Genomic DNA, 21,011 nt, shown 5'->3' with positions numbered 1-21,011 from the left:
CCTGGGGAGCGCGCAGATGGCAGATAGCAGATGGCCAAAAGCCGGTTTTGCCATCTGCCATTTGCCTTCTGCCATCCGCCCTCGACCATCGGCCATCCGCCCCCACCCCCTATACTCCCCACAAGGTTCGCAAGGGGGCTTTATGGGGCAAAGAGACGTGCCAAGCGACGCGCAGCTCCGTTCGGTGGTGGGGCCGGCCCGGCCGCCACGGGGCGCGGCGGTGAGCATTCAGGTGGACGGGGTGGCCTGGGCCGCGCACGAGGGCGAGCCGCTCCTGGAGGTCATCAACCGCGCGCAGATTGAACTGGCGCAGGTGTGTTACCACCCGCAGCTGGGCCCGGTGCAAACCTGCGACACCTGCGCCGTGGAGATTGACGGCGCGCTGGGCCGCGCCTGTGGCACGCCGGTGCGGGCGGGCATGGTGGTGCGCACCCAGACCCAGGCCGCCCGCACCGCGCAGCGCGACGCCTACGACCGGCTGGTGGCCAACCACGACCTGTACTGCACCGTGTGCGACAACAACAACGGCAACTGCACGGTGCACAACACCCTGACGCTGCTCGCGCCGCAGCACCAGACCCGGCCCTTTCGGCCCAAGGGGTATCCCAGGGACGACTCCAACCCCTTTTACCGCTACGACCCGGACCAGTGCATTCTGTGCGGGCGCTGCGTGGAAGCCTGCCAGAACGTACAGGTGCAAGAAACCCTGAGCATCAACTGGGAAGCCGAGCAGCCGCGCGTGCTGTGGGACGGCGGGCGGGCCATCAACGACTCCAGCTGCGTGTCGTGCGGGCACTGCGTGACGGTCTGCCCCTGCAATGCCCTGATGGAAAACACCATGCTGGGCGAGGCCGGCCTGTTCACTGGCATTCCCCTGCCGGTGTGGAACGCCGCCGTCGATGTGGTCAAGGGCGTGGAGGCCAGCACCGGCCTGCAGGCCATCACCGCCATTTCCGAGATTGAGGCGGCGGGGCGCGAGCGCCTGATTCAGAAAACAAAGACGGTGTGCACCTACTGCGGGGTGGGGTGCGCCTTCGAGGTGTGGACCAAGGGGCGGCAGATTCTGAAGGTGGAGCCTGGACAGGGGCCCGCCAACGGGATTTCCACCTGCGTGAAGGGCAAGTTTGGCTGGGACTATGTGAACAGCCCAGAGCGCCTGACCACGCCGCTGATCCGCGAGGCCACAGGCTTCCGGGAAGCGAGCTGGGACGAAGCCCTGGACCTGATCGCCAGCCGCCTGGAGGGCCTTCGCGCCGCCCACGGCCCCGACGCCCTGGCGTTCGTGGCCAGCAGCAAGAGCACCAACGAGGACATCTTTCTGGTGCAGAAGTTCGCCCGGCAGGTGATCGGCACGAACAACGTGGACAACTGCTCGCGCTACTGCCAGTCGCCCGCCACCAAGGGGCTGTCGCAGACGGTGGGCATTGGCGGCGACAGCGGCACCATTCACGACATTGAACAGGCCAGTCTGGTGCTGATCGTGGGCAGCAACACCGCCGAGAGTCACCCGGTGCTGGCCACCCGCGTCAAACGCGCCCAGAAGCTGGGCCGCACCCGGGTGATCGTGGCAGACCTGCGCGAACACGAGATGGCCCGACGCGCCGACCAGTTTCTGCGCCCCAGGCCCGGCACGGATTTCGTGTGGATCAGCGCCGTGTGCAAGTTCATCCTGGACCACGGGCTGGAGGACCGGGCGTTTCTGGAGACCCGCGTCAGTGGGCTCGACGAATACCGCGAGTCTCTCGCCGGCTACACGCTAGAGTTTGCCGCGCAGGAGACCGGCCTCCGCGCCGCCACCCTGGAAGCGCTGGCCCACCAGATCGCCGCCGAGGAGCGGGTGTGCATCCTGTGGGCGATGGGCGTCACGCAGCAGTGCGGCGGCAGCGACACCAGCGCGGCCCTTAGCAACCTGCTGCTGCTGACCGGCAACTACGGGCGCACCGGCACCGGGGCCTACCCGCTGCGGGGGCACAACAACGTGCAGGGCGCGGGTGACATGGGCGCCATGCCCGATCAGGTCAGCGGTTACCAGAAAACCACTGACCCCCTGACGGTGCAGCGCCACGAGCGCGAATGGGGCGTGACCCTGCGTCCCGAACGTGGCCTGGACAACACACAGTTGACCGACGCCGCGCTGGCGGGCACTCTCAAGGGCCTGTGGATAACCGGCGAGGAGATGAGCCTCACGGACGCCAACGTGAACCACCTCGCGCGGGGCTTTGAGGCCCTGGACTTTCTGGTGGTGCAGGACCTGTACTTCACGAACACCGCCCGCTACGCGGATGTGGTGCTGCCCGCCGCCGCCTCGCTGGAAAAGGAAGGGACGTTTACCAGCACCGAGCGCCGCATTCAGCGCCTGTACCGCGTGATGCCGCCCCTGAAAGGCACCAGGGCCGACTGGGAGATTTATCAGGCGGTGGCGCAGCGGCTGGGGGCGAACTGGAACTACACCCATCCCGCCGACATCATGGCCGAGATTGCGCGCCTGACGCCCTTTTATGCCGGCGTGACCTACGAGCGGCTGGCCGGGCACGGGTCGCTGTGCTGGCCGGTGGCCGAGAACGGCACCGACACGCCGCTGCTGTACACCGAGCGCTTTCATTTCCCTGACGGGCGGGCACGCCTGCATCCCGCCACCTACAAGCCCCGCGCCTCTGCGCCAAACGCCGAGTACGACCTGCACCTGAACAGCGGGCGCCTGCTGGAGCACTTTCACGAGGGCAACATGACCTTTCAGGTGCCGGGGCTGGCGGGCAAGGTGCCGGATACCTTCGTGGAGGTCAGTCCCGAACTGGCCGCCGAGCGCGGGCTGCAGAGCGGCCAGTGGGTGCGGCTGGTCAGCCCGCACGGGGCGGTGCGGGTGCGCGCGTTGGTGACCAGCCGCGTGCAGGCCCACGAACTGTACCTGCCCATGAACGCCCGCCACGCCGAGGCCGCCGTGAACCGCCTGACCGGCAGTGGCGGCGACAGCCAGACGAACACGCCTGCCTACAAGGACACCAGCGTGCGCCTGGAGGTGCTGCCCGAGGTGGGCGACAACCCATTGCCCCGGGGCAATCCACGCTGGGGCCACCCCACCCCGCAGACCGGCACCGAAGTGACGCGCAAGTGGGCCCGGCCCGACTACGTGTTTCCCGGCGGCCCGCAGCCCCTGCGCGGCGACAGCCTGAATGCCCGCGCCGACGCCCTGGGCACCGACGACTAAAGCAGCCGACTGGCCCTGTTGACGGTCGAGGCACCCTTCGCCCACTCCCCGAGGTTTTTTATGGCCAAGCCGCTGGATTATGCCCCCCGCCCGCCCACGCCCCAGGAACGCCTGCAGGGCGAGGTTGAGGATTCTACCGAAGCCCTGCTGGAGGGCCTGACCCTGCTGCGCGCCCTGCACGACCACGGGGTGCTGGACGTGCTGGGCAAGACCGTACGCGGCGGCGAGGGCCTGAGCGCCGCGCTGCTGCACCAGCTGGGCGGCGCGGGCGGCACGACGCTGCTGCGCAACGTGGCCGAACTGGGCAAGACCCTGGGCACCCTGGACCCGCGCGAGGTGGGCCTGCTGGGCCACGCGCTGACCACCGGGCTGAACGAGGGCGCGCGCCACGTGGCCGCCGGGCGGGGGCTGGGCCTGGGCGAGGTGCTGGCCCTGCTGAAAGACCGCGACGTGCAGGTGGCCCTGGGGGCCATCTTTGCCCTGCTCAAGGGCATGGGCCGCGCCCTGCGCGGGGCAGAGGGCGACACCGCGCCTGTGCCCAACCAGACCGAGGTGAACCGCTGAGGGGCCCCAGTGTCCGGCTGCCGGTCCGGCGCTTTCCGGCCGGGCAGCCCCAGGAGGACGCTGTGGCCTGCGAGGAGCCGCTGGAACTGCGGCTGCATACCCCGGGCGGCCCACTGCCCCTGGGCGTCCTGATGCGCACCCCGGGGTTTGAGCGTGAACTGCTGCTGGGCTGGCTGGTGGCCGAAGGGCTGCTGCCGGATCACTTTGCCCTGAACCCCGACGGCGAAAACCCGAACCTCTGGCACCTGCACACCCCCGAGCACGAGCGGCTGGCGGGGGCGGCGCGGCTGGCGGTGTCGTCCAGCGCGTGCGGCGTGTGCGGGACCGGCAGCATTGAGCGGCTGCTGGCGCGGGCCACCGCGCCTGGGTGGACCGCCGGGCCCCTGAGCGCGGCGGCCCTGGCCACCTTCCCCGAGGGGCTGCGCGCCGCCCAGCCGGGCTTTGCCCAGACGGGCGGGCTGCACGGCGCGGGGCTGTTCACGCCGGCGGGCACCCTCCTGGCCGCCTTCGAGGACGTGGGGCGCCACAACGCCGTGGACCGGGTGGTGGGCTGGGCACAGGCCCGCCGCGCGCTGCCGCTGACGGACCACGTGCTGGTGGTCAGCAGCCGCGCGGGGTTCGAGATCGTGCAAAAGGCCGTGGTGGCGGGCGTTGCCGTGGTGGTGGCGGTGGGCGCGGCCACCAGTCTGGCGGTGGACACGGCGGCGGCCTTTGGGGTGACCCTGTGTGGCTTTGCCCGCGAAGGCCGCGTGACGGTATACAGCGGGGCAGAGCGGGTGAAGTCGTGAACTGGGCCGAGCTGCGTGACGCCTTCACCTTTGACGGTGCCCTGCTGGAACTGACCGTGGAGGCCCTGGATGAGCATGGCCTCTGCACCGCACTGGCTGATTTTCCCCTGCCCTGGACCTTTCTGCTGGACGGTGAGCCCGCGCCACTGCCGGACGCCGCCACGCTCCGGGCTTTGGTAGAGGGTGCCGAGCACACACTGGAGGTGAATGTGGAGCCGGCGGGGTTGCGGCTCATCCTGATGGTGAACTTTGGGCTGCCGCCCCTGACCGCGATCCTGCACCCAAACGACGTGCCCGACGAAGCGGCCTTTGACCGGCTGACGCTGGCGATGACGGCCCTGGCTGGCCCCGGGCGGCGGATCTGGCTTCACCCGGAAGGCGCGGACCTCGTGTGGAGTCACGCCTGGGCCGTGTTCACCGCTGAGCGGGGGTGGCACCCTCCAGCCCCGCCAGAAACCCCGTGATCGCCCGCAGCACGTCGCCCTCGGCCTGGGCGCGGCTGACGGTGGGCACGCCGTCGCCCGACTGGGGGCCATAGCGCCCAAAAAAGGCGTGGACCGCGCCGGGAATCACGGTCAGGGCCGCGCCGTCTGGCAGGCGGGCCAGACCGCCGCGCACCGCGTCGGGGGACGCCACGCGGTCGTGCTCGGCCAGCAGGGACAGGGTGGGGAGGGACTGGCCTTTCAGGCTCACGTTGCCTGCTGGGTAGGCCGCCATGAGCACCAACCCGGCCAGCTGCCCGGCGTGGCCCGCCGCGTACTGCGCGGCCATCGCGCCGCCCATCGAGTGCCCAGCCAGCACCACCGGCCGGCCCTGGGCATAGTGCTCAATGAGCGCCTCAGCCCGGTTGGGCGTGGTCACGGCGAGGTCCAGCGGAAAGGCCGGAATCACGGTCTGGACCCCCTGCGCGGCCAGCGCCCGGCCCAGCCACTCGTACGCCTGGGGGCGCACCAGTCCGCCGGGGTAGAAAACCAGCAGCAACCGTGCGGGCCCCTGCGCCGGCCCAATATTCAGGACTGGCCCGCCCACCCTCTCCAGCGTGACCCGCGCCTCGCGGCTGGCGGCGTCGGTGATCGCGTCCTGGCCGGGCACCAGCGGCGGGCGAAAGAGCAATGGCTGCGCGCGGCCCAGGCCGTAGCCCGCCAGCAGCAAGACCCCGCCCACCAGCCACGCACGCACGCGGGGCGACAGGCGAGGCTGGAAGGACCGTCTGGACATGCCGCCCAGGCTACAGCGGTGGGGCAGGCGCAGAGAGCAAGTCTCCAAACGCTTCTGGCAGGCAAGTTCAAACCCTCTCGTCAGGAAGTTCGATGACTCCTGCGTGCTTGCTCCACATTCCTTTGCCGGAAAATCCAGTGCTGCAGAGCACAGCCCATAACTGGGAGGGCGTCGGAGAAGACAGATTGACAGGATATGTGTCTCAGACAGTGCTGGTCTGCTTCTTGAGGTGTCATCCGATTCATTGACACCGGCATAAGTCTGCATCAGTCGTTGTAAGGGACGACGGTGGGCGGCACAACGCTCATCTGGTGAGTCATGGCCTCGCCTCAGGCCGTATGGTGACGGCATGAACCCTCTTTACGCTGCGCTGTCCGGTGTCCTGCTCCTGTCGCTTGCCTCCTGCGCGCCGGAACGCATCGGTGAAGCGGCCGGACAGCTTAGTGAAGCGCGCGCCCGCGCGGTCAACACGGCCGCGCAGGCGTACATCCGTCAGTGCATGGTGGGCATTGAGGTCAAAAAAGTCGAGTCCGGCGGGAAGAACTATGCGTTTCTTCCCGAAACCAGCAGCTGTGCCGACGGCGTGCTGGGCCAGACGGCCCTGCCAGGCTCAGAGAATGTTGCCCGGTCGGAAATCGTCCCCAATGCCGACAAGACCGGTTACGTCCTGACCGTCGAAGCAGTGTCCGGGAAGACGTACCGTCACGACTCCCTGGCAGGGCCGGGTATTGAAGAGGTTCAGTAACGCGGCGCTGCCCCGCAGCCTACTGAAAGAGGGAGACGTACACGTTGGCCCGACTGACGCTCACCGTGCGTTAGACAGCCGCCCAACGGCCGAGCCGACCACTCATGCGGATCATCCGTTGCAGCCCCTCCGCGTCGCTTCGGTGCTTCCCCTCCGCTCCGTCACCGTTGTTCCTTCTCTGCTGCGCCGCTCTGCGAGCCCCTCCGGTCGTGATGGAAGAACGGATGAACCGGACGCCTTATCACTGATCCAGGCTTATGCCGGCGTCCATAGACCGTCACGGAGAGAGGGCAGAGGAGTGGACGGGTTGCGCGTTCAGGAGAGCGTCCTTCGCTCTGCCCCTCCCGACCTCTCAACCTTTGCGAGACGCCTTTGGCTGCCGCTGGCTGCGCGCAGAGCCGCCGTCAGCTCTCACCAGCACACCGTCACCCCCAGTCCGTAACCTTGTGCGGTGTGCAGGCCGAACGGCCGGGCTAGCATGAGGCCGTGACCCCTCCCCTTGCGGACCGGCCCACGCGGCCCCTGCCCACCAAACCGGCGGGCCATGTGGAACTGGCGCGGTATTCCAGCCTGGGCCGCTTCTGGGCCCTGCTGGGCGGCGCGGCGCGGGCCGGGCGGCATGTGACCGCCGTGCGCGGCGACGCCCCGGACGTCTGCCGGCGGCGCATCAGCGGCTACGTGCTGCCAGGGGCCGGGGTGTTTCTGGACACCGCCCGCACGGCGGCCCACCTCGAAGACGGCTTTGCGCCCCACCCCGCCCTGGTGGCCCTGCTGGCCGGCGACCCCGCGCCCCTGCGTGCCGAACTGAACGCCCACTTTGAACTGCGCGTGGATTTCACCCTGGCCCTGACCGCCCGGCGCGACCTGATCGCCCGCCCCGAGTTCCGCTTTGCGCCCATTGTGCCCGGCCTCAGCGACCTGCCGGCGGACCTGCCCCTGGAGGTGCGCCGCCTGGGCCGCGACGAACTGCACCTGCTGGTGCAGCGGGCCTGCGGCATGGCGTAGGGGGCGAGGAGGGAGTGGCGAGTGGGCAGTGGAAACAGCCCACGACCCACCCACCACTTCCTCCTCCCCCCTTCCCCCCTTTTACCCATCGCTGGGCGTGCGCTTCTTCGGGCTTCTTGCCGCGAAACTGGCGAGGCGCGCGGTGACCTGCGGCGGGGTTTTCAACAGCAGGTCGCGGGCATTGGGGTGGGTCTGGGCAAACGCCTCCACGCGGTCCAGCAGGGTGGCAAAGACGTCCTGGGGCATGTCCAGGGCGGGGGTCAGGCGCACGGTGCGCTTGCTGCTCAGGGACAGGTTGGCCATCACGCCCGCGCCGTGCAGTTCGCGCAGGGCCAGAATGGCGGTGGCCTCAAAGACGATTTCCTTCAGGGCGGCGGGCAGGGGCACGCCCACCATTGGCCGGAACTGCATGGCCAGCAGCAGGCCCTGACCGCGCACGTCTTCCAGCAGGCCTGGGAAGCGGCGCTGCACCGCCTGCAGCCGGGCAAGGCCCTGGGCGCCCAGGGTGCGGCTGCGCTCTGGGAGGTTGTGCTCGATCAGGTATTCCAGGCTCTTGAGGCCCACCGCCATCGCCAGGGCGCCGCCGCCAAAGGTGTTGCTGTGGCGCTTGCTGCTCAGGCCGCCCAGCATCTTCTTGTAAATGGGCGCGCGGACGATGGTGGCCCCCACCGCCGTCATGCCCCCGCCCAGTGGCTTGGCCAGCGTGATGATGTCCGGGTCCAGCCCCTGCGCCGCCGACTCGAACCAGTGCCCGGTGCGGCCCAGGCCGGTCTGGATCTCATCGGCAATGACGGGGATGCCGTGCTTGCGGCACAGTTCGCCCAGGCCGCGCAGAAAGCCGGGCGGGGGAATATTCACGCCGCCCTCGCCCTGAATGGGTTCCACCACCACGCAGGTCACGTTGTCCGGGCCCACGCGGCGGATCAGGGCTGCCAGGGCGTCCAGGTCACCGTAGGGGCTGGTCAGGGCGCCGGGCACCAGGGGACGGAAAATGTCCTGGTATTCAGGGTTGGGGGTCAGGCTCAGGCTGCCCAGGGTCTTGCCGTGGTAGCCGCTGGCAAAGGAAATCTGGAACTTGGTGCGCGGGCGCCACGCCTTGGCGAACTTCAGGGCGCCTTCTATGGCCTCGGTGCCGCTGGAGCAGAAAAACACCTGGCTGCTCTCGTGGCTGGGCAGTTCCCGGGCCAGCAGCCGCACCAGATTGGCCTGCAGGGCCGCGCGCCAGGGCCCGCTGGACTGCTGCGGCAGGCCCATGGCCCGGTTGTTCTGCAGGAACTCGGCCATGAAGGCGGTGATGGCCGGGGGCATCTCGCCGAAGGGCATGGCCGCGTAGCCGCTGGCGTTGATGCGCCGGACGCCGCGCTCGTCTTCCAGTTCCCAGGGGGTGACGCGGGAGAAGGGGCCCGCCAACCCCAGCACGTCCAGACCATAGAGGAGTTCCTCGTTGCCGTGGGCCAGTTCCAGGCGGCGCACCTCAGGGCCGGTCAGGCGCTCGTCCAGCACGTCACGCGTGGAAATAAAACCGGGGGGCAGGGCACACATGGGCGCCAGTCTAGAACAGGGGCGTAAGCCCTGGCTCAGCCCTGTCCCGCCTTCAACGCCGGCACCCCGCCCGGATACGCCTGTGCGTCCAGGCCGTCGGCGCGCAGGTACTCTGCTGCCAACCCCGAACGCACGCCCCGTTCGCAGATCACCACCAATGGGCCCTGCACCGGGGTCAGACCATGACGTCCCGCCTCAATCTCATCCAGCGACACAGCCAGGACAGGCCGCTCCGTCAGGCCTTCCAGCGGCTCGGCCTCGCGCAGGGCGGCGGGGCGCAGGTCAATGAGGGTCACGCCGTCAGGCAGAGGCGGGGGGTTCACGCTGCCCAGGATACGCACGGCACATTCCCTTTTGCCCCCTGGGCTATGCTGGGCCGCATGGAAGATGTCACCCCGCAAGAAGGGCAGCGCCGCGTGCAGGCGGGCGCGTTGCTCGTAGACGTGCGCGAGCAGAATGAATACGACGAGGTACATGCCCAGGGCGCGCAGCTGATCCCCCTGAGCGAGTTTGAAAGCCGCCACGCCGAACTGCCGCGCGACCGCGAACTGGTCATGATCTGCCGCAGCGGCGCCCGCAGCGCCCGCGCCGGCGAGTTCCTGAAGGCCCAGGGCTACACGCAGGTGGTCAACCTCGCCGGCGGCACCATGGCCTGGGTGAATGAGGGCCTGCCACACGTACAGGGGCAGGGCTGATGGACACCGAAGCCATGAATACCGAACAGACCCAGGCGGCGGGCACCCTGCCCAGCGAAGAACAGGTGCTCGAAGCCCTGAAGGTCGTCAAGGACCCCGAAATTCCCGTGAACGTGGTGGACCTGGGCCTGATCTACGGCGTGGACGTGCAGGAGGGCGGTCAGGTGGAGATCACCATGACCCTCACCAGCGTGGGCTGCCCTGTGCAGGACCTGATCCGCGCCGACGCCGAGATGGCCGTGGGCCGCCTCGACGGCGTGAGCGGCGTGAACGTGGAATTCGTCTGGACGCCGCCGTGGGGCCCCGACAAGATGACCGAAGACGGCAAGCGCCAGATGCGGATGTTCGGCTTTAACGTGTAACACATCGCAGATGGTCTCTGGCCGATGGCAGATGGCGTGGCCGCCACTGCCATCGGCCATCCGCTTTTTGCCATTTGCCATCAGCCTTCCGCTATCTGCCATCCTTCGCCATGCCCCGCGTCCTCCTGATTCCCCCCGACACCCGCCCGCCCACCCTGGACTTACCAGTGCGGCTGGGGCGGATGGTGGGGGCCGAGGTGCGCCCAGCGCCGGCTGGGGCGCTACCGAATTTTTTTACGCCGGGCGACCCCAGCCAGTTGCGCTCCTGGCTGCTGGACGAGGCGCCGGGAGCGGACGTGCTGGTGGTGTGCCTGGAAACCCTGTGCCTGGGCGGCATGATTCCGGCGCGGCGGGTGTCAGACGGGCCAGAAGAGGCGCTGGAACGGCTGGGCGCCCTGCGCGAAGCCACAGTGCTGAATCCGGCGCTGCGTATCTATGCCTTCGGGGTGATCGTGCGGGTGGCGCACGACAACGACCCGCACGAGGAGAAGCCGTATTACGGGCAGTGGGGCCGGGAACTGCGGGCCTATTCCACGGCCTATGACCGCCACGCGCGGCACGGCGAGGGCGAACGGGCGGCGCTGGACGCGGCGCGGGCGGCCGTGCCCGAAGGCATTCTGGCCGACTGGGTGGGCACCCGCGAGCGCAACCGCACGCTGCATCTGGCCGCGCTGGACCTGCTGGCCAGGGGCGTGCTGACCCACCTGTGCCTGACGCTGGACGACACCACGCCCTACGGGCTGGCCGCCCACGACCGCCGCCTGCTGGAAGCCCGCGCCGACGAGCTGGGCGTGTGGGACCGCCTGGACCTCTATCCCGGAGCCGACGAGGTGCCCTGCACGCTGCTGGCACGCGCCCTGCGGCCAGAGCCGGTGCCGGTGTGGCCAGCGTACAGCGGCGTGGGCGGGCCGCACACGGAACTGCTGTACGAGGACCGCCCGGCCGGCGAACTCGTGCGCGCCCACCTGCGCGCGGCGGGGTGCCGGCTGGCCGCCTCGCCCGATCAGGCCGCCTTTCTGCTGGCGGTCAACACGCCGGGGGTGAGGCAGGCGCACCGGCAGCCGGACTTTGCGGTGGTGGACACCTCACACCGGCACCTGCCCGCGTTCGTGGACACCATCCGGGGTGCCCTGGCGGCCGGAAAGCCTGTGAGCGTCGCAGACATCGCCTACCCCAACGGCGCCGAGAGGCGACTGTGGACGCTGCTGCAGGGCCTGCCGCTGGCCGAACTGGCGGGCTTTTCGGCCTGGAACACGGCCGGGAACACCCTGGGGTCGGCGGTGGCGTTCGGCAAACTGGCGCCGCTGGTGGTGGACCGCGCCGAGCAGGCGGCGGCCCTGTTTGGCCGCTTTGTGGACGACGTGCTGTACCAGGGCGAGGTGCGGGCGCTGGTGCGCGGAGCCCTGCACGATCCCAGCCCGTTTGACCTGGGCCCGCAGCGCGCCGCCGCCGAGGCCCTGCTGCGTGAACAGCTGCCCCCCCGTGCCCAGACAGTGTGGGACCGCCACTTTGCCGGGCGCGGCCTGACGCTCAGCTTGGGCCAGCCGCACCTCGCCTGGCCGCGCCTGTTTACCGGGGTCTTTCCCCTGGAGGTCCGGGCAGAAGGGGCCGCGCGCCCAGGCTGACCGCGCCCAGTGTCACTGCAGCGCGCCCCCGGCCCAGCTGCCACAATGCGGCTGTGGCTCTTCCCCAACTGGCGGCCCCTCCCCTGCTGGCCCTGGACCTGGGCGGCACCCAGCTGCGCGCGGCGCTGGTGACGGGCGGGCAGGTGCACGAGCGGCGGCAGGTGCCCACCCCCCGCCCGGCCACGCCCGAAGCGGTACTGGCCGCCGCGCTGGAGCTGGCCGCGCCGCTGGCCCCACAGGTCCGGGCGGTGGGGGTGGCCTGTGCGGGGGCCGTGGTGGCCGGGCGGGTCACCCCCACCGCCCCGGCCACCTACCCCGGCTGGACCGACGTGCCGCTGGCCGAGCAGTTGGAGCGCGCCCTGGGCCGCCCCTGCACGGTGCTGAACGACGCGCGCGCCGCCGCCTGGGGCGAGTGGGTACTGGGGGCCGGGCAGGGTACAGGCGAATTCATGTTCGTGACGGTCAGCACCGGGGTGGGCGCGGGGCTGGTGCTGGGGGGCCGCCTGCATCTGGCGGGCAATGGCCTGGACGCCGAACTGGGCGTGGTGAGTGTGCCGGCCGCCTGGGGCCCGGGGGTGCCCACGCTGCTGGGGCCGCTGGGCCCCCTGGAAGCCGAAAGCAGCGGTGCAGCCCTGGACGCGCAGGCCCGGCACCTGGGACTGGCCGATGCCCGCGCCCTGTGCGCCGCCGCCGAGGCGGGCGACCCGGCGGCGGCGGCCCGCTACCGCCGCTCGGCCGCGTTGCTGGCCTGGAAATGCGCCGACGCAGCGGCGCTGCTGGGCGTGACCCGGGTGGCCCTGGGCGGCAGCGTGGGCCTGCGCCCCGGCTATCTGGCCGAGGTGCGCGGGGCCCTGGGTGCGTTCCCGGCGCGCTACCAGCCAGAGGTGGTCCACGCCGCCCTGGGCGCCGACGCCGGCCTGATCGGGGCGGCCCACTGGGCGGCGGGTGGGGTCTCAGGGCAGGGGTGAACGGGCGGCCACCAGCCAGCCGCCCTGCACGGTGGGAAAGGGCGACTGCAGCAGGCCCAGCAACCACGCCTGCTCTTCGGGGTGAACCATGTGGACCGGGTGCCACTGGCCCGCGCACTGAACCTGAATGGTGTAGGCGCCGGACTGGGGGTCCGGCTGAACGCGGTAGTTGCCAATCGGGTGAATGCCGCTGGGCAGCGTGGGCACATGCATGGGGCCTCCTGGGGCGCTCTGGCGGCGGAGCCGGGTGAGGGTGGGGAGCCCGCCGTGGCCCTGGCCCGCGCGGCCGGAGCTGGCCGCAGCATGGCCGCCCCCCCATGACTGGGCCGTGACCAAGTGGGCCGTGACCAAGGGCGCCCCGTGCCGGGCCCCCAGCTCGGCACCTTTCAAACGCCAGCTTTTGCTGGACCCCGGCCCCTGGGCAGCAGGGCGCAGTGTGCCGAATTTTGCCGCCTGACAGCGTGTTTACGCCCGCTGGCACGGCGTGTTAGCCTCCGGGGACATTCGTAAGGAGGCAGCAGCCATGACGACCATGATGGAGGGATTCCTTCCCTTCGAGCACGAACCGTATTTCAACTTCCGCGACGGGGCTGTCGCGCAGGCGCAGCAAGAAGCGTTCCGGCAGGTCCGCGAGCAGTACGTGGGGCGCACCTTTCCGCTGATCGTGGGGGGGCAGGAAGCCCAGGGCAGCGGCACCTTCGAGGTGCGCAACCCCGCCGACACCCGCGAGGTGGTCTGGCGCTTTCAGAACGCCACCTCAGAGCAGCTGCAGCAGGCTGTGGAGGCCGCCCAGGCCGCCTTTGAAGAGTGGCGCTTTTCGGACCCCTTTCAGCGCGCCAGCATCTTCAAGCGCGCCGCCGAACTGCTGCGCGCCCGCCGCATGGAACTGAACGCCGTGATGACGCTGGAAAATGGCAAGAACTGGCCGGAAGCCGACGGCGAGGTGGCCGAGTCCGTGGACCACTTTGAGGTCTTTGCGCGCGAAGCCCTGCGCTGGGCCCAGGGCAAGCCGGTCTACCCCATGCCCGACGAGCATGTGACCACCGTGTACGAGCCGCTGGGTGTGGTGGCCTGCATCAGCCCCTGGAACTTCCCCAGCGCGATTCCGCTGGGCATGGCTCTGGGCGCCATTGCTGCCGGCAACACCGTGATCTGGAAGCCCGCCCGCGAAACGCCGCTGTCCTCGTACCTGATGGTGGAACTGCTGTTCGAGGCGGGGCTCCCCCGGGGCGTCATTCAGTTCCTGACCGGTACCGACGACGTGCTGGGCGATCCCCTGGTGGACCACCCTGGCGTGCGCATGATCGCCTTTACCGGCAGCAAGGAAATCGGCTGCCGCATCTACGAGCGCGCCGCCCGGGTGCAGCCCGGCCAGCGCTGGCTCAAGCGGGTGATTGCCGAGATGGGCGGCAAGGACCCCACCGTGGTCTGCGCCGACGGAGACCTGGACGCGGCGGCGGCGGGCATCGTGCAGGCGGCCTTTGGGTACGCGGGCCAGAAGTGCTCGGCGTGCTCGCGCGTGATTGCCGAGGAGAGCGTGTACGACGCCCTGCTGGAGAAGGTCACGGCACTGGCCCGGCAGCTGAAGGTGGGCCTGCCCGAAGACAACGCCGACCTGGGCCCGGTGATTCACCCCGGCAGCGCCGAGCGCATCATGGGCTTTGTGGAGAGGGGCCAGCAGAGCGCCCGGCTGGTGCTGGGCGGCTACGTGCCCGACATGGGCGAGCGCCAGGGCGGCTACGTGTCCCCCACCATCTTTGCCGACGTGCCCCCCAGCGACCCCCTGTTTCAGGAGGAAATCTTCGGGCCGGTGCTGGCTTTTACCCGGGCGCGCGACTGGCAGCATGCCATTGAGCTGGCTAACGACAGCGAATACGGCCTGACCGCCGCCTTTTACAGCCGCGATCCCCGCAAGATCGAGGAAGCCAGAAAGCGCCTCCATGTGGGCAACCTGTACATCAACCGCAAGTGCACCGGGGCGCTGTCGGGCACCCACGCCTTTGGCGGCTACGGCATGAGCGGCACCAACGCCAAGGTGGGCGGCCCGGATTATCTGTTCTGGTTCCTGCAGACGAAGACGGTGGCGCAGCGGTACTGAGGGGGGATGGTGGACAGGTGATGGAAGAGGCGTTCAGCCCACCTGCTCACCCAGCCACGCCCAGGCTTCGGCATCGGTGTGCACAAAACGGATGGCCGGATGGCGGGCGTGTTCGTAGGCCAGTTCGGCAAAGCGTTCGCCGTGGGCCGTGAAGTCGGGGAGCACGAAGGCCAGGGCCAGACGGTGGTTCACGCACTTCTGGAACAGCTCGCCCAGCAGGCCGGTGCGCAGGTTCAGGAATTCGGGCGAAAGGTCGGTCTCGCGCAGCAGCACGCCGCCTAGCGCGTAGGCCGCGCCGATCAGTGCCGAAATATCCGCCGCGCCCCGCAGGGTCACGCCCAGTTCGGCCACCGCCTGCACCTGCCTCACCTCGGACGTCATGGCCCCACCCTACCCGCCTGGGGCCGCTTCCCGTCACCTTTCAACCATCCACCATCCACCTTCTGCAACACTGGCCCCATGACTGACCCTGACCGCAACGTCCGTTCCCAACTCGCCTTCGCGCGCCTGCTGCCCAAGCTGTTCCGGGGTGGGCAGGCGTTCGTGGGGGTCGAGGCGTCCTTGAGCGGCCTCTCGGACGAGCAGGCGGCGGCCCGGCCCCAGGGACTGCCGCACTCGGTGGCCGAGCTGGTGGCGCATGTGAACTGGTGGAACCGCTGGATGCTGGACATCATCGAGATGGGGCAGGCCCAGCCCTACCCAAAGACGGCGGCCGACACGTGGCCCAGCGTGAGCGCCGCCGAGTGGCCCCGGGTGAAGAACGAGTTCTACGAGCTGCTGGCGCGCATTGACCCGCATGCCGCGCGGCCAGACCTCGCCAACCCGGTCAACCACGAGGAAACCATTGGCGAGTTGCTGGCCGACATGGCCCTGCACACCGCGCACCACTTCGGGCAGATCGTGACGGTCCGCCAGGCGCTGGGGGCGTGGCCGCCTCCCGGGGGCGGCGATACGTGGTAGAGCCCGGCACCGTCACCGAACTGAACGCCGGGGATTCCAGCCGGGCCTCGCATGTGTGGCGCGTGGAGACCGCACAAGGCCCGGAAATCTGGCGCCGCGCGTGGTGGACCGAGCCAGAGGTCAGTGCCTTCATGCTGGGCCTGGGGCAGCTCTTCGGCACCGATCCCCGGGACCTGCACGCCACTGCCCAGGCTTACCGCTTCTGGCAGCGGCTGAACGTCTGGGCGGTGCCGGAGGTTTACGGCCTGACCGAGTTTCAGGGTGGCCCCGCGCTGCGGGTGGCGTTCATCCCAGGTGAGGCGGGCGATCTGGAAGGCGCCGATGCCCATAGCCTGGGGCGGCAGGTGGCGGCGGTGCATGTACAGGCGCAGACCCACCACTTCGGGGACGTGACGGGCCGGGTCTGCTGGCCTCTGGCCGAGTTCTATCCCCGCGCGCTGGAGACCGTGCAGGCGGTGGCCCCGCGCTTCCGTTTTCAGGACTGGGCGGCGCAGTCGGCCGGGGTGGCGCGGCTGTTTCAGGCCGCCCCAGCACCCAGCGTGGCGGCGCCCATGCTGCTGGACTGGAACGGCAGCCAGTTCGTGTGGCGCGGCGGGCAGCCCTTCGCCCTGGTGGATGTAGAAGCGTCGGTCCTGGCGCCGCCTGAACTGGACCTGTGCCTGTGGGAGGTGCTGCTCCTGCCCGCGCAGGCCCAGGCCTTCAGAACGGGTTACAGCGAGGTTCGCCCTTTTCCTGACCTGCCGCCGCACCGCGCGGCCTGCCGCACCCTGCTGCTGACCCTGGAAGTGGAGGGCGCCCCGCCACTGGCCGAGTGGCTGACCCGGCCAGCTGTGTTTGACGCCTTCCCGGAAGAGGCCGGGTCCACGGAGAATTCGCCATGACGCATCCTGACTGCGGCGCAGCACGCCCTCAAATGCAGCGCACCACGCCCGGGCGGCACCGATGAGCCGCCGTCTCCTTCGCGCCTCACGGCCGACCACAGTGCTCCTCCTGACGGCCCTGGGGCTATCGGCCTGCGCGCCCAAGACAGTGACGCTTCAGGTCCAGGACCGCTTCGAAGGGCGAAAATACTGTGATTCCGGCGATCACTTCGCCTCCAGCGTGTCGGACAAAGCACTGACCAAAGTCTTCAACATCGCCTGCTGGCTGTACGCACGGCAGAACTTTACCTTTCTCTCTGAACAGGACACCCGGAGCCTTTACAAGTTGTTCGGCGGCAAGGTCGAGCGAGAAGGCCAACTCTCCAGCGCCAGCGGGTTGACCCTGCCAAAATACAAGCTCTTCCTTGCCACCTCGGAACTCAGCACGATTCCCAACGTTCAGGTGGAAGACGAGTCGTTCTTCTCGCTGAGAATGGTGGCCTCTCAGCTGTTCTCTGCTGGAAAAACCCTCTCCGAAGAGGCGACACTCCGTGGGGCGGGGCCCATCCAGCTGCAGGATGGCGAGAAGAGCGTGACCTTTGGTGGCCAAGGGGAGGGCCTGATCAGGGACGTGTATTCCGCACCAGTGGGCCGGGCCCTCGCCGGCTGGCAGCCCTACACCTTCCCACGCGAGAACGTTCAGGGAGGCGCGCAGAGCCCGCTGCGCCACCAGATTCAAACGAAGCTGCCCCCGCAGACGGTGGTGGCGCTGGTCCTGCGCACGCAGAACAGAAAGGTGGGCAATACGCCTGCGCCCAACCTCTTCTATGAAGTGGCAGAAGTGGGAGCCGACGGGATCGCAACGTTCAGCGCCGGGGTCGGCTGGCATGCCACGCTTGAATCGAAACCGCGCTTCACCGTGACTCGCCTGCAGCTGAAAGGGAGCCTGAACGCCATGCAACCGGCCAAATCCGAGATGCCCACCGAAGCCGACGCTGTGGTGATTCCGGTCAGCGGCGTGCCGCTCGGTCAAATTGGCCAGAAGGCCGTCACGCCTGTGTCTCCCCTGTCTATCGCCCGCTGAAGTTGCCCCTGCCCCCAGAAAGGATGCCCCGTTATGTCCAACGTGTTTTACCGATCCCGCAAGTCTTACCCCGTCGCCGTGCGTGCCGAGGGGGTGTTCATTGAGGATGCCCAGGGCCGGCGGTATCTGGACGGGTCGTCCGGGGCGCTGGTGGCGAATATTGGGCATGGGCGCAGCGAGGTGGCGCAGGCGATGGCGGCGCAGGCTGGGCAGCTGGCCTTTGTGCATGGCTCGCAGTTTTCCAGCGACGTGCTGGAGACGTACGCCGCGCGACTGGCCGACTTCCTGACCCTGCCCAACTACCGCTTCTGGGCGGTGTCGGGTGGCTCGGAGGCGAACGAGAGCGCGATCAAGCTGGCGCGGCAGTACCACGTGGAACGGGGGGAAACGGGGCGCTACAAGATCGTAACCCGAGTGCCCAGCTACCACGGCGCCTCGCTGGGCGCGCTGGCGGCCTCGGGGATGGGGGCCCGGCGCGAGGTCTACGCGCCCCTGATGCGGGAAGAGGCGTGGCCCAAGCTGCCCAAACCGGACCCCGCCCTCAGCGGCGAAGAGGATGCCGAGCGTCTGCGCGCCGTGCTGGAGGCGGCGGGCCCGGAGACGGTGGCGGCGTTCATCTGTGAGCCCGTGGTGGGGGCGTCCGACGCGGCGCTGGCGCCCAATCCCGGCTACCACGCCCGCATCGCCAAGATCTGCCAGGAGTACGGTGTGCTGTTCATTGCCGACGAGGTCATGAGCGGCATGGGCCGCTGCGGCGAGCCGCTGGCCGTGCGCCTGGGCGGCGACGTCACGCCGGACCTCGTGGTGCTGGGCAAGGGACTGGCGGCCGGCTACGCCCCCCTGGCCGGCCTGATGGCCAGCCCCGCCGTGTACGACACCGTAATGAACGGCAGCGGCGCCTTCAAACATGGCTTTACCTACGCCGGGCACCCGGTCAGCGTGGCTGCCGGCCTGAGCGTGCTGGACATCGTGGAGCGTGAAGGGCTGCCCCAGGCCGCCCAGGCGCGGGGCAAGCAACTGCTGGCTGGGCTGGAAACGCTGCGCGGGCGGCACCCGCAAGTACTGTCCGTGCGGGGCCAGGGCCTGCTGCTGGGCATGGTCCTGGGTGACCCGGCCACCGGTGAAGCCTATGCCCAGCCGGGGCTGGCCGAGCGCGTGGCCGCCGCCGCCCGCGAGGAAGGGCTGCTGACCTACCCGGGCTCGGGGGCGGTGGACGGCACCCGGGGCGATCACCTGCTGCTGGGCCCCCCCCTGAGCATCACCCCCGACGAGGCCGAGCTGCTGCTGGGCGCTCTGGACCGGGCCCTAGTCCGGGTGGGTCAGCACATCCCCGTTTAAGGCAATAAAGCAGGGCGACGGCCGACGATTGGCCGTCGCCCTGCTCTGTTCTGCACACAGAGATGCCGTGCGGTTTGTCCTCAACAGTGGAAGGGAAGAAAAGATACGGGACTCAAGTAATGCCACACCAGTCTGAGCCACGCGGTGGCCCCCTCACCCTTCCGTCGCTCCGCTCCTCCTTCCCTCTCCCACCAGGGGAGAGGGGAACACAGCAAGCGATCAGAGGGGAAGCCAGTCATGTTCAGCCCGTATGAGCGGGCGGCGCCAAGGCCATTTCACCGATGTCTTGGCCCAGGGTGGCACCGCCCACGGTCCGGTGAAGTCGGAGAGGCCCAGCGCCGCTTCAGGCAGGATTCCCCCTCACCTTGGGGCCCCACCAGCCCATCTCTCCCCTACCCCTTCTTGCCCTGCCGCTTCTTCTCGGCCCGCACGAGCCGCACAAACTGGGCCAGGCGCGGAGCGCGGTTCCAGCGTTTGCGGTCCAAGCCCACGCGCCAGATCCATTCCACGCCCAGGCGACGGGTCCAGGCCGGGGCCAGATCGGCGGTGCCGGCCAGCACGTCAATCACGCCGCCGCAGCCGATCATGACTGGGGTGTTCATGACCTGCCGCCAGTACTGGTTAAAGGTCTCCTGGCGCCCGGCACCCATTGCGGTCAGCAGCAGGTCGGCGCGGCTGTCGCGCACCAGTTCGGCCACGCGCTGGTCTTCGGGCAGGTCAAAGTACCCGTGGTGAATGCCCGCCACCACAATGCCGTACTCGCGCGCGGCGTTCTGGGCTGCCACCTCGGCCACGCCGGGCTTGGCCCCCAGGAAGAACACCCGCAGCCGCTCGCCCCGGCGCTTCATCAGGCCCTGCACGATATCGAAGCCCGGGGCGCGCGGCACCTCCACACCCGCCAGCTGCCGCGCAGCCCAGACGATGCCCACGCCGTCGGCAGTCACCAGATCAGCCACCTGGATGGCGTTCACGAAATCGGGCTGGGTGCGCGACTGAACAATGAACTCCGGGTTCAGGGTCACCACGGTGTGCGGGGCGCGCGGCGCGTCCAGCCAGCCTTCCAGGCGGTCCAGGGTGGCCTCCAGGGAAACGATGTCCAGCGGCAGATCAAACAGGCTCAGGCGCCCGGGGGCTTGCGGGGTGGTCATGCTGGGGCCGATTGTAGATCACCCCTGCCCTCCCCTGACAGCGGCGCGCCCCCGCTTCCCGTACGGCGTGCACCCAGAGCGCCAGCGCGGTGGCATACTGCTGCCTATGTTGCCCGGTGCGTTCGGTGCCCTGCCCGCAGATGCTCAGGCGCAGGTGATGGCGGCGGGCCGCGTGGGCCGCTGGAGCCGCGCAGAGTTGCTGTATCACCCCGAAGACCCGGCCGAGACCCTGTATCTGCTGCTGCGCGGCGCCGCGCGCCTGTACCGCCTGGGCACCGGCGCGCGTGAGGTCACCCTGGACGTGCATGGCCCGGGCTCGCTGCTGGGCGTGCTGGCCCTGGTGGGCGGCGCCGGCTACGGCATGTATGCCGAAGCCATGGACGACACCGAGGCCCTGCTGCTGGGCAAGGAGGCGCTGACCCGCCTGACGGGCGCGCAGCCCGCCGTGGGTGTCGCCCTGACTGAGCAGATCACCCGGCAGACGCGCGGGGTGCAGGAGCGCCTGTCGGGGCTGGTGTTTTTGGAGGTGTCGCAGCGGCTGGCCGTGGCCTTGCTGAACCTCGCTGACCGAGAAGGCCCCTGGCCTGAGGGCGGCGCGCTGGCCCTGCGTGACCGGGTGTCGCACCAGGATCTGGCGCATGTGGTGGGCAGCACCCGCGAGACCATCACGAAGCTGCTGGGTGATTTCCGCGCCCGGGGCCTGCTGGACCTGGGATACCGCCGCATCATCCTGACCGATCGCGAGGGCCTGCAGCGGGTGACGCGCGAGCCGCTGCGGTAAAAGGGCCGCCGTAACTCACCCCAAA

22 protein-coding genes are annotated in these 21,011 nt (G+C 69.5%); 16 read left to right on the top strand and 6 right to left on the bottom strand.

Translation table 11 applies throughout. The annotated features are described in order from the left end of the window. Positions 1–220 precede the first annotated feature (220 nt). From fdhF to KMW22_RS09560, 4 genes are all read left to right on the top strand, one after another. On the top strand, positions 221–3,205 hold the full coding sequence (fdhF, locus tag KMW22_RS09575) for a formate dehydrogenase subunit alpha (protein WP_407928434.1): 2,985 nt from the start codon (positions 221–223) through the stop codon (positions 3,203–3,205). A gap of 60 nt (positions 3,206–3,265) precedes the next feature. Then, complete coding sequence (locus KMW22_RS09570) at positions 3,266–3,769, top strand: DUF1641 domain-containing protein (protein ID WP_221089821.1); 504 nt, start codon at positions 3,266–3,268, stop codon at positions 3,767–3,769. A gap of 62 nt (positions 3,770–3,831) precedes the next feature. Beyond that, positions 3,832–4,557 carry a formate dehydrogenase accessory sulfurtransferase FdhD gene (locus KMW22_RS09565; RefSeq protein WP_328774652.1) on the top strand — a complete coding sequence of 242 codons (726 nt, stop codon included), beginning with the start codon at positions 3,832–3,834 and terminating at the stop codon, positions 4,555–4,557. Beyond that, a complete protein-coding gene (locus KMW22_RS09560; protein ID WP_221089820.1) occupies positions 4,554–5,021 on the top strand; it encodes a hypothetical protein in 468 nt (155 codons plus the stop codon). The genes KMW22_RS09565 and KMW22_RS09560 overlap by 4 nt, the downstream gene beginning before the upstream one ends. Here the strand turns inward: KMW22_RS09560 and KMW22_RS09555 are convergent. Then, positions 4,972–5,775 carry an alpha/beta hydrolase gene (locus tag KMW22_RS09555; protein ID WP_221089819.1) on the bottom strand — a complete coding sequence of 268 codons (804 nt, stop codon included), beginning with the start codon at positions 5,773–5,775 and terminating at the stop codon, positions 4,972–4,974. The two genes, KMW22_RS09560 and KMW22_RS09555, sit on opposite strands and share 50 nt — an antisense overlap. 349 nt (positions 5,776–6,124) lie before the next feature. Between KMW22_RS09555 and KMW22_RS09550 the strand changes: the two genes are divergently transcribed. Next, entirely contained in the window at positions 6,125–6,520 is a 396-nt protein-coding gene (locus tag KMW22_RS09550) for a hypothetical protein (protein ID WP_221089818.1), read from the top strand. A gap of 486 nt (positions 6,521–7,006) precedes the next feature. Further along, complete coding sequence (locus KMW22_RS09545) at positions 7,007–7,525, top strand: hypothetical protein (protein ID WP_221089817.1); 519 nt, start codon at positions 7,007–7,009, stop codon at positions 7,523–7,525. A gap of 81 nt (positions 7,526–7,606) precedes the next feature. Here the strand turns inward: KMW22_RS09545 and KMW22_RS09540 are convergent, their stop codons facing one another. Continuing rightward, complete coding sequence (locus KMW22_RS09540; protein WP_221089816.1) at positions 7,607–9,067, bottom strand: class-III pyridoxal-phosphate-dependent aminotransferase; 1,461 nt, start codon at positions 9,065–9,067, stop codon at positions 7,607–7,609. A gap of 35 nt (positions 9,068–9,102) precedes the next feature. Continuing rightward, entirely contained in the window at positions 9,103–9,390 is a 288-nt protein-coding gene (locus KMW22_RS09535) for a rhodanese-like domain-containing protein (RefSeq protein ID WP_221089815.1), read from the bottom strand. Positions 9,391–9,447: 57 nt separating this feature from the next. Here KMW22_RS09535 and KMW22_RS09530 point away from each other — a divergent pair, with 57 nt between their 5' ends. The 4 genes from KMW22_RS09530 (at position 9,448) to KMW22_RS09515 (ending at position 12,717) form a co-directional block, all read left to right on the top strand. After that, positions 9,448–9,762: a rhodanese-like domain-containing protein gene (locus KMW22_RS09530; protein ID WP_224605992.1), complete on the top strand. Its 315-nt coding sequence runs from the start codon at positions 9,448–9,450 to the stop codon at positions 9,760–9,762. Beyond that, complete coding sequence (locus tag KMW22_RS09525; protein WP_235692813.1) at positions 9,762–10,124, top strand: metal-sulfur cluster assembly factor; 363 nt, start codon at positions 9,762–9,764, stop codon at positions 10,122–10,124. Before KMW22_RS09530 ends, KMW22_RS09525 begins: the two co-directional genes overlap by 1 nt. 110 nt (positions 10,125–10,234) lie before the next feature. Continuing rightward, a complete protein-coding gene (locus tag KMW22_RS09520) occupies positions 10,235–11,749 on the top strand; it encodes a DUF4127 family protein (protein WP_221089813.1) in 1,515 nt (504 codons plus the stop codon). 53 nt (positions 11,750–11,802) lie between these two features. Continuing rightward, positions 11,803–12,717 (top strand): ROK family protein, encoded by a 915-nt coding sequence (locus tag KMW22_RS09515; RefSeq protein ID WP_221089812.1) that lies wholly within the window; start codon positions 11,803–11,805, stop codon positions 12,715–12,717. On the opposite strand, the gene KMW22_RS09510 is transcribed toward KMW22_RS09515, so the two are convergent. After that, positions 12,703–12,930 (bottom strand): hypothetical protein, encoded by a 228-nt coding sequence (locus KMW22_RS09510; RefSeq protein WP_221089811.1) that lies wholly within the window; start codon positions 12,928–12,930, stop codon positions 12,703–12,705. The genes KMW22_RS09515 and KMW22_RS09510 overlap by 15 nt on opposite strands. Before the next feature lie 310 nt (positions 12,931–13,240). Here KMW22_RS09510 and KMW22_RS09505 point away from each other — a divergent pair, with 310 nt between their 5' ends. Further along, positions 13,241–14,815 (top strand): L-glutamate gamma-semialdehyde dehydrogenase, encoded by a 1,575-nt coding sequence (locus KMW22_RS09505; RefSeq protein ID WP_221089810.1) that lies wholly within the window; start codon positions 13,241–13,243, stop codon positions 14,813–14,815. A 33-nt stretch (positions 14,816–14,848) separates the two neighbouring features. Here the strand turns inward: KMW22_RS09505 and KMW22_RS09500 are convergent, their stop codons facing one another. Further along, positions 14,849–15,196, bottom strand: coding sequence for a DUF4180 domain-containing protein (locus KMW22_RS09500; protein ID WP_221089809.1), 348 nt, complete (start codon positions 15,194–15,196; stop codon positions 14,849–14,851). 78 nt (positions 15,197–15,274) lie between these two features. Here KMW22_RS09500 and KMW22_RS09495 point away from each other — a divergent pair, with 78 nt between their 5' ends. The 4 genes from KMW22_RS09495 (at position 15,275) to KMW22_RS09480 (ending at position 19,057) form a co-directional block, all read left to right on the top strand. Further along, positions 15,275–15,775, top strand: coding sequence for a DinB family protein (locus KMW22_RS09495; RefSeq protein ID WP_221089808.1), 501 nt, complete (start codon positions 15,275–15,277; stop codon positions 15,773–15,775). Continuing rightward, positions 15,742–16,656 carry an aminoglycoside phosphotransferase/kinase family protein gene (locus tag KMW22_RS09490; protein ID WP_221089807.1) on the top strand — a complete coding sequence of 305 codons (915 nt, stop codon included), beginning with the start codon at positions 15,742–15,744 and terminating at the stop codon, positions 16,654–16,656. Before KMW22_RS09495 ends, KMW22_RS09490 begins: the two co-directional genes overlap by 34 nt. Before the next feature lie 61 nt (positions 16,657–16,717). After that, positions 16,718–17,719 carry a hypothetical protein gene (locus KMW22_RS09485; RefSeq protein WP_221089806.1) on the top strand — a complete coding sequence of 334 codons (1,002 nt, stop codon included), beginning with the start codon at positions 16,718–16,720 and terminating at the stop codon, positions 17,717–17,719. 33 nt (positions 17,720–17,752) lie between these two features. Next, complete coding sequence (locus tag KMW22_RS09480) at positions 17,753–19,057, top strand: aminotransferase family protein (RefSeq protein ID WP_221089805.1); 1,305 nt, start codon at positions 17,753–17,755, stop codon at positions 19,055–19,057. A 392-nt stretch (positions 19,058–19,449) separates the two neighbouring features. Here the strand turns inward: KMW22_RS09480 and KMW22_RS09475 are convergent, their stop codons facing one another. Further along, positions 19,450–20,205 (bottom strand): WecB/TagA/CpsF family glycosyltransferase, encoded by a 756-nt coding sequence (locus KMW22_RS09475; protein WP_221089804.1) that lies wholly within the window; start codon positions 20,203–20,205, stop codon positions 19,450–19,452. A 106-nt stretch (positions 20,206–20,311) separates the two neighbouring features. Here KMW22_RS09475 and KMW22_RS09470 point away from each other — a divergent pair, with 106 nt between their 5' ends. Further along, positions 20,312–20,986, top strand: a complete 675-nt coding sequence (locus tag KMW22_RS09470) for a Crp/Fnr family transcriptional regulator (protein WP_221089803.1) — start codon at positions 20,312–20,314, stop codon at positions 20,984–20,986. Positions 20,987–21,011: the final 25 nt, after the last annotated feature.

The sequence above is a fragment of the Deinococcus aquaedulcis genome (assembly GCF_019693445.1).
In the GTDB taxonomy this organism is placed as follows: Bacteria; Deinococcota; Deinococci; order Deinococcales; family Deinococcaceae; genus Deinococcus; species Deinococcus aquaedulcis.
Note: the sequence above shows the minus strand (reverse complement) of the source record. Positions and strands in the feature narration are given on the sequence as shown.